Below are 6496 nucleotides of genomic sequence, written 5' to 3' on the forward strand. Positions count from 1 at the left end.
GCTCCGGCCGGGCGGCGTCGGACCGGTTCCGGATCGTGCGGGTGACCCACCCTGGCCGCCGCTCGGAGGATGGATGGCGCACCGGAACCCTGTCCCGATCAGCGCCATCGTTCTGGGTGTGGCCGGCCTGATCCCGTTTCTCGGATTTGCGGCCCTGGCCGTCTCCGGCACCGATGGCGGGTTGAGCAGCATCGGATTGGCGCCGCGCACCATCCTCTCCGCCTACGGGGCGGTGATCGCCTCCTTCCTGGGCGGAATCCGCTGGGGTGCCGCGGCGGCGCGCAATGCCGGAAACGGCGACTACATCGTGGCGATCGTCCCGTCCCTGGTGGCCTGGGCCGCCATGGCGGCGCCGGCGCCCTGGGACCTGCGCATCCTCGGCGGTCTCGTGCTGGCCTGGGGGCTTATCGATCAGGACCTACCCCGCCGCGGCCTCGCACCGCTCTGGCTGGGCCGCCTGCGGCTCGTTCTGTCCGGCGTCGCCGGCGCCGCGTTGCTGGTTGCCGCCTGAGCGCCCGTTCGTTCCGCGCCCCGGTCGAAGCTTTCTCGGCGGACGGGGTGCCGACGGGAAACGGCGGGCGTCCGGAACGCCCGCCGCTCTCAAGGTCGTGCGCGTGCCTCACGCACCCATGGCGGTCTTCAGGTTCTGGTCGACCTTGTCGAGGAAGCCCGTCGTGGACAGCCACTTCTGATCGGGCCCGACCAGCAGCGCCAGGTCCTTGGTCATGAAGCCGGCCTCGACCGTGTCGACGCAGACCTTCTCCAGGGTGGCGGAGAACTTCGCCAGATCGTCGTTGCCGTCGAGCTTGGCGCGGTGGGACAGGCCGCGGGTCCAGGCGAAGATCGACGCGATCGAGTTGGTCGAGGTCTCGCGGCCCTTCTGGTGCTCGCGGTAGTGGCGGGTGACGGTGCCGTGGGCGGCCTCGGCCTCGACGGTCTGACCATCCGGCGTCATCAGCACGGAGGTCATCAGGCCGAGCGAGCCGAAGCCCTGGGCGGCCGTGTCGGATTGCACGTCGCCGTCGTAGTTCTTGCAGGCCCAGACGTAGCCGCCCGACCACTTCAGGCACGAGGCGACCATGTCGTCGATCAGGCGGTGCTCGTAAGTGATGCCGAGCGGCTTGAACTTGGCCTCGAACTCCTCCTCGTAGACCTTCTGGAACAGGTCCTTGAACCGGCCGTCATAGGCCTTGAGGATGGTGTTCTTGGTCGACAGGTAGACCGGATACTTGCGCGCGAGGCCGTAATTCATCGAGGCCCGGGCGAAGTCGATGATGGACTGGTCGAGGTTGTACATCGACATCGCGACGCCGGCCTCGGGGAACTTGAACACCTCCTTCTCGATGACGGTGCCGTCATCACCCTCGAACTTGATGGTGAGGCGGCCCTTGCCGGGCACCTTGAAGTCCGTGGCGCGGTACTGGTCGCCGTAGGCGTGGCGGCCGATCACGAAGGGCTGGGTCCAGCCGGGCACGAGGCGCGGCACGTTCTTGCAGATGATCGGCTCGCGGAAGATCACGCCGCCGAGGATGTTGCGGATCGTGCCGTTCGGCGACCGCCACATTTCCTTGAGGCCGAATTCCTGCACCCGCTGCTCGTCGGGCGTGATGGTCGCGCACTTCACGCCGACGCCGTGGCGCTTGATCGCCTCGGCAGCATCGACCGTGACCTTGTCGTTGGTGGCGTCGCGGTGCTCGACGCCGAGATCGTAGTACTCGAGGTCGACGTCGAGATAGGGGTGGATGAGCTTGTTCTTGATCTCGGCCCAGATGATCCGGGTCATCTCGTCGCCGTCGAGCTCGACGACGGGGTTTGCTACCTTGATCTTCGCCATGGGCCGATGCCTTCCCGCCTTGTTCCGGTGCACGGCATGCAAGGGCCGTGCGGTCGCCACCCTGAGAGCCGTTGTGGGCGTCTCGGGCCGGAATCGCCCCGCGACATAGCGCGGGGCTTCCGGCGACGGAAGGCGCGCGCTGTCATCCGGCCGGCTTCGTCACCCAACCCTCGACGGGCGAGGGCCGACCGTGCCAGACGGCCTGCATGACCAGCCGCGATTCCCAGGACGTCGCCCAGAGGAAGGCCACCGAAATCCCGCCGGGGATCGCCCCGGCCGTGATCCTGGTGGAGCCGCAGCTCGCCGAGAATATCGGTATGACCGCCCGCGCCATGGCGAATTTCGGCCTTTCGGAGCTGCGCCTCGTCAACCCGAAGAACGGCTGGCCCAAGAAGGGCGTCCGCGAGGCGGCCTCGGGTGCGACGCATGTCCTGGACGGGGCCGTGATCTTCGGCAGCGTCGCCGAGGCCATCGCGGATTGCCGGTACGTGCTGGCGACCACGGCGCGCGAGCGCGGGCAGATGAAACGGGTTTTCGCGCCCGAAGAGGCCATGGGTGAGCTCGTGGCCCGGGAGGGCCAGCGCACCGCGGTGATGTTCGGGCGCGAGCGGGTCGGGCTGACCAACGACGAGGTGTCGCTCGCCGACGCGATCATCACCTTCCCGGTCTCGCCGGATTTTCCCTCGCTCAACCTCGCGCAGGCGGTGCTGCTGGTCGGCTACACGTGGCGGCAGGCGAACGGGCGGGCGCGGCTGCCCTTCTCGGGCGAGCTGCTCTCGCCGCCGGCGACCCGCGAAGCGCTGATCGCGCTGTTTGGAAGCCTGGAGGCGGCGCTCGACGAGGCCGGCTTCTATCCGCCGGAGAAGAAGGAGATCATCGCGCGCAACATGCGCGACATGCTCCACCGCATGAGCCTGACCGAGCAGGATGTGCGGACGTTCCGCGGCGCGCTGCGGGCCCTGACCCGCAAGGGGGCCTGATCAGCCGGAGGCCGGCTCAATCTCCGGCGGTTTGCCGCCGCCGAAGCAGCGGCCGACCGCCTCCCAGAACGCCGCCTGCTCCTCGACGGTGCATTGGGCCATCCGCGCCTCGACCTTGGCGCGGCCGGCCACCGCGTCCGGCGTCGCGGCGACGTCCGCCTCGTTCGGGTTTCTCGCCTCGGCCATGGGCAATCCTCCGTTGCAGTACGAAAGCGCAGCTGGACCGTGCGGTTCCGTTCCCCGGCGCAATCGGGCATGGAGACGACTTCGCAGAACAGCTGCGCGGCGTCGGGACGGGGGCGGGGGATCGAGTGCGGCTCAGCGTGGACGATCTGGCCTGCCGCCGCTCCGGGCGCCGCATTTTCTCCAACCTGTCCTTCGCCCTCGGACCCGGAGACGCCCTGGCGGTGACCGGGCGGAACGGCGCGGGCAAGTCGAGCCTGCTCGCGATCCTGTCAGGGCGGCTGCGGCCCGATGCCGGGCGGATCACGGTCGCCGATGTCGGGGAGGCGAGCCTGCCGGAATGCCTGCACACGGTCGGCCACCGCGACGGGCTGAAGTCGTCCCTGACGGCTGGGGAGAACCTCCTGTTCGCGCAGCGGCTCCTCGGTGCGCCGCGCCTCGACCCGCGCGCCGCGCTGGAGCGCCTCGGTCTCGGCCATGCCCATGACCTGCCGGTGGCCTATCTCTCGGCGGGCCAGCGGCGGCGCGTTGCCCTGGCCAGGCTGCTGGTTTGCGCCCGGCCGCTCTGGCTCCTGGACGAGCCGACCGCGGCCCTGGACACCACCTCGCAGGCGGTGCTCGCCGAGCTGATGGAAGGGCATCGGGCCGGCGGCGGCTTGGTGATCGCGGCGACCCACCAATCCCTCGGCCTGGCCGGCGCTGCGGAACTGCGCATCGAGGCGGCCGCCACGGCGCCTGCATCGGACGTGCTGGAGGAATGGGCGTGATTCAGGCCTTCCTCGCCCTGATCGCCCGCGACCTCCGCCTCGCCGGCCGCGTCGGCGGCTCCGGCGCCCTGTCGCTGGTCTTCTTCCTGATGATCGTCGCCCTGGTGCCCTTCGCGCTGGGGCCCGACCTCAACCTGCTGTCGCGGATTGGCCCGGCGATCCTGTGGCTCGCCGCGGTGCTGGCGACGCTGATCGGCCTCGACCGCCTGTTCCAGGCCGACGAGGAGGACGGGTCCCTCGACCTGATGACCGCCGCGCCGGTGCCCCTCGAACTCGTGGTGCTCGGCAAAGTGACGGCGCACTGGCTGACCACCGGCCTGCCGCTGGCGCTGGCCGCGCCGCTCTTCGGCCTGCTCGTTGCCCTCGACGGCACCGCCATGGGCGCGACGTCCCTGACGCTGCTGGCCGGCACGCCGGCGCTGAGCTTCATCGGCGCGGTGGGGGCCGCGTTGACGGCGTCGATTCGGCGGGGCGGGCTGATCCTCGCCGTGCTGGTGCTGCCACTGATGATTCCGACGCTGATCTTCGGCGTCTCCGCCGCTCAGGCGGCGAGCGGCGGGACGGTGCCGTTTCTCGTGCCGCTGGCCGTGCTCGGCGCTCTGACGCTGATCGCCGCCGTGGTGGGAACGCTGGCGGCGGCGGCGGCTTTGCGCTGGCCGGAGTGAGGCTTGACGCTCGAGCGCTGTCGGTCCGGAGATCGTCCGGCACGAGCCATTGAGATCTCCCCGTTGCCGGTTTTTGTAGTCGTAGATGCACACGGTCTGCGAGATTCTGACGTTTTCCAGCAGGTCGAGCCTAACGTTTCCAGGGTTTCGTGCGTTCGGCCTGATTCCAGTGAGATCGAGCAGGATCTCGGCTTTGAAATCTTGATCGTTATGTAGATCTACGCGCCTCTTAATTTCGATATGCACCTTGTTGCCGAAATCCGTCGCGTTCAGATAGTTTCCCGACGCCCTGACCGCCTTCGCGACATCGTTGGTCATGGCTAGAACTTCGCCGTTGCGTGGGCAAGCACCGTTGAGAGCTTGCTGGCCAATCGGGCCGACCCAGATCGCCACGTTCGCCTGAGAATTCTCGTCGATCGCATATTCGTGTGCGGTCAGACCCAGTGCCGCTCCGAAGCCATTCTTGCGCGCGGACAGAACCGTCAGCGGCGATAGAGCGAGATCGAGTGTTCGCGCCGACTGAATCGCGGCGAGCGCACCTTCGATCGCCAACGGCACAGCTGGCAGAAAGGCCGGCTGCACGAGGGGCTCCGAGACGAGGTCCGTCGCCGTCAACGTGCTGCGCGACAGCACATCACCGTTCTGACCGTCCTGGATCGTCTGCGTCTCCCCGGATGTCTCGAAGATCCGGCTTTCACCATCCGGCGCGATGACCGTGTGTTGTTCGTCGAAGGGCTTTCGCCCTGTGTGTATTCGGACCGACAGGACGCGCGTCCCATCTTCCAGCGTTGTGGCTTCCGGGAGTGGGGGCGGGTCTTGAGGAGAGGGGCCGCTGGGCTGATCCTCGTGGATTGAGGCCCATCGGCCACCTCCGGGGCCTTGCACCCACTCGCCGCCGTTTGGCTGTCCCGCTGGTGCGTGCGGCTGCGTCTCCCAGCCTTTGTCTTGGAGTTGCCGCTGCAGGCGGATCAGCTTGGTCTCCAGGGCGAGGCCGGCAAGAACGTTGCGCAGCATGATCGCCTCGCCGTGCGTTGAGACTTGTCACGCATCGTCGCCTCGCTCCGCCGTTCCGCGGTTCAGCCCAAACAACACAAGAACTTAGGAAAAATGTCAAGATTTAAGACACGTGGCTTGCTCCGTGGCGCGCGGTCTGTTCCGCGTTGACGCAGGGCGGCCCTCTGACTATAGAAGCCGCTTCGCCGAGGGGCCGCGCTTTCGCGCGCGCTGCGTCTCGGCCATCGCCAGACAACCTGACGCGACGACCGATTTCCGGCACAGCCGGCCCGTCGGCATCGCCCGACGAGAAACACGAGGACGTACATGGCCAACACCGCTTCGGCCAAGAAGATGACCCGCAAGATCGCCAAGCGCACGGCGATCAACCGCTCGCGCCGCTCGCGCATGCGCACCTTCGTCCGCAAGGTTGAAGAGGCCATCGCCACGGGCAACCAGCAGGATGCGCTGGCCGCCCTCCGCGCCGCCGAGCCCGAGATGATGCGCGCAGCGCAGCACGGCATCGTTCACAAGAACAATGCCTCGCGGAAGGTCTCGCGCCTCGCCGCCCGGGTGAAGGCGCTCGCCGCTTAACGCACCCACACAGTCCAGACGGTTTCAAGCCCGGCCTTCGCGCCGGGCTTTTTCGTGCGCGCTGTCCAGGCGGCGTTCGCCGGCGCGCGTGAGTCCGAACCGTTAACCCTATCCAAGAATCGACGCGATTGCAGAGTCCGGGATCGGCGTGTAGCTTAACAGAAACTGACACTCCACAAGCAAAACAAAGCGATTTCGGGGCTCCAGCGAATCAATCTGATTCGCCAAGTCTCTAGCGGCCGTCTTGAACGCCCGTGGGAACACTTGCCGACAGCGCTCCGCGCCATCCCCGCAAGTCCCAGTGTTAAAGGAACTGTAGGTAATTGTTGATAGGCTCTCCCAATCGGCAAATGGTCCCCGTGGAGGGGTTGACTCCATGAGTTGGACTCTGTCCCGCCCGTTCTTGCGGGACGCTGAGGGCGTAATTCGTGCGTACGCGCGGCCTGCGGATTTCCGTGGGCAGCGTCGGGAGAGCCAGTG

7 protein-coding genes are annotated in these 6496 nt (G+C 67.6%); 5 read left to right on the plus strand and 2 right to left on the minus strand.

Going from position 1 to position 6496, the window contains the following annotated elements:
- The first annotated feature begins 73 nt into the window (after window positions 1-73).
- Window positions 74-511: a DUF3429 domain-containing protein gene (locus AC3WSN_RS30130; protein ID WP_192706828.1), complete on the plus strand. Its 438-nt coding sequence runs from the start codon at window positions 74-76 to the stop codon at window positions 509-511.
- 108 nt (window positions 512-619) lie between these two features.
- Here the strand turns inward: AC3WSN_RS30130 and AC3WSN_RS30135 are convergent, their stop codons facing one another.
- Complete coding sequence (locus tag AC3WSN_RS30135; RefSeq protein WP_238194437.1) at window positions 620-1834, minus strand: NADP-dependent isocitrate dehydrogenase; 1215 nt, start codon at window positions 1832-1834, stop codon at window positions 620-622.
- Between the two features lie 206 nt (window positions 1835-2040).
- Here AC3WSN_RS30135 and AC3WSN_RS30140 point away from each other — a divergent pair, with 206 nt between their 5' ends.
- The gene (locus AC3WSN_RS30140) at window positions 2041-2814 is read left to right on the plus strand and encodes an RNA methyltransferase (protein ID WP_492542964.1); all 774 of its coding nucleotides are present in this window, start codon (window positions 2041-2043) and stop codon (window positions 2812-2814) included.
- Here AC3WSN_RS30140 and AC3WSN_RS30145 read toward each other — a convergent pair whose 3' ends face one another.
- Window positions 2815-3000 carry a hypothetical protein gene (locus AC3WSN_RS30145; protein ID WP_192706830.1) on the minus strand — a complete coding sequence of 62 codons (186 nt, stop codon included), beginning with the start codon at window positions 2998-3000 and terminating at the stop codon, window positions 2815-2817.
- A gap of 125 nt (window positions 3001-3125) precedes the next feature.
- Here AC3WSN_RS30145 and ccmA point away from each other — a divergent pair, with 125 nt between their 5' ends.
- The 3 genes from ccmA (at window position 3126) to rpsT (ending at window position 6016) form a co-directional block, all read left to right on the plus strand.
- Window positions 3126-3764, plus strand: a complete 639-nt coding sequence (gene ccmA / locus AC3WSN_RS30150; RefSeq protein ID WP_492542966.1) for a heme ABC exporter ATP-binding protein CcmA — start codon at window positions 3126-3128, stop codon at window positions 3762-3764.
- Window positions 3755-4429, plus strand: a complete 675-nt coding sequence (gene ccmB / locus AC3WSN_RS30155) for a heme exporter protein CcmB (protein WP_492542968.1) — start codon at window positions 3755-3757, stop codon at window positions 4427-4429. Before ccmA ends, ccmB begins: the two co-directional genes overlap by 10 nt.
- Window positions 4430-5749: 1320 nt before the next feature.
- Entirely contained in the window at window positions 5750-6016 is a 267-nt protein-coding gene (rpsT, locus tag AC3WSN_RS30160; protein ID WP_007561677.1) for a 30S ribosomal protein S20, read from the plus strand.
- The last annotated feature ends 480 nt before the right edge of the window (window positions 6017-6496 follow it).

This window comes from Methylobacterium sp. FW102-HT35C08 (genome assembly GCF_058790235.1).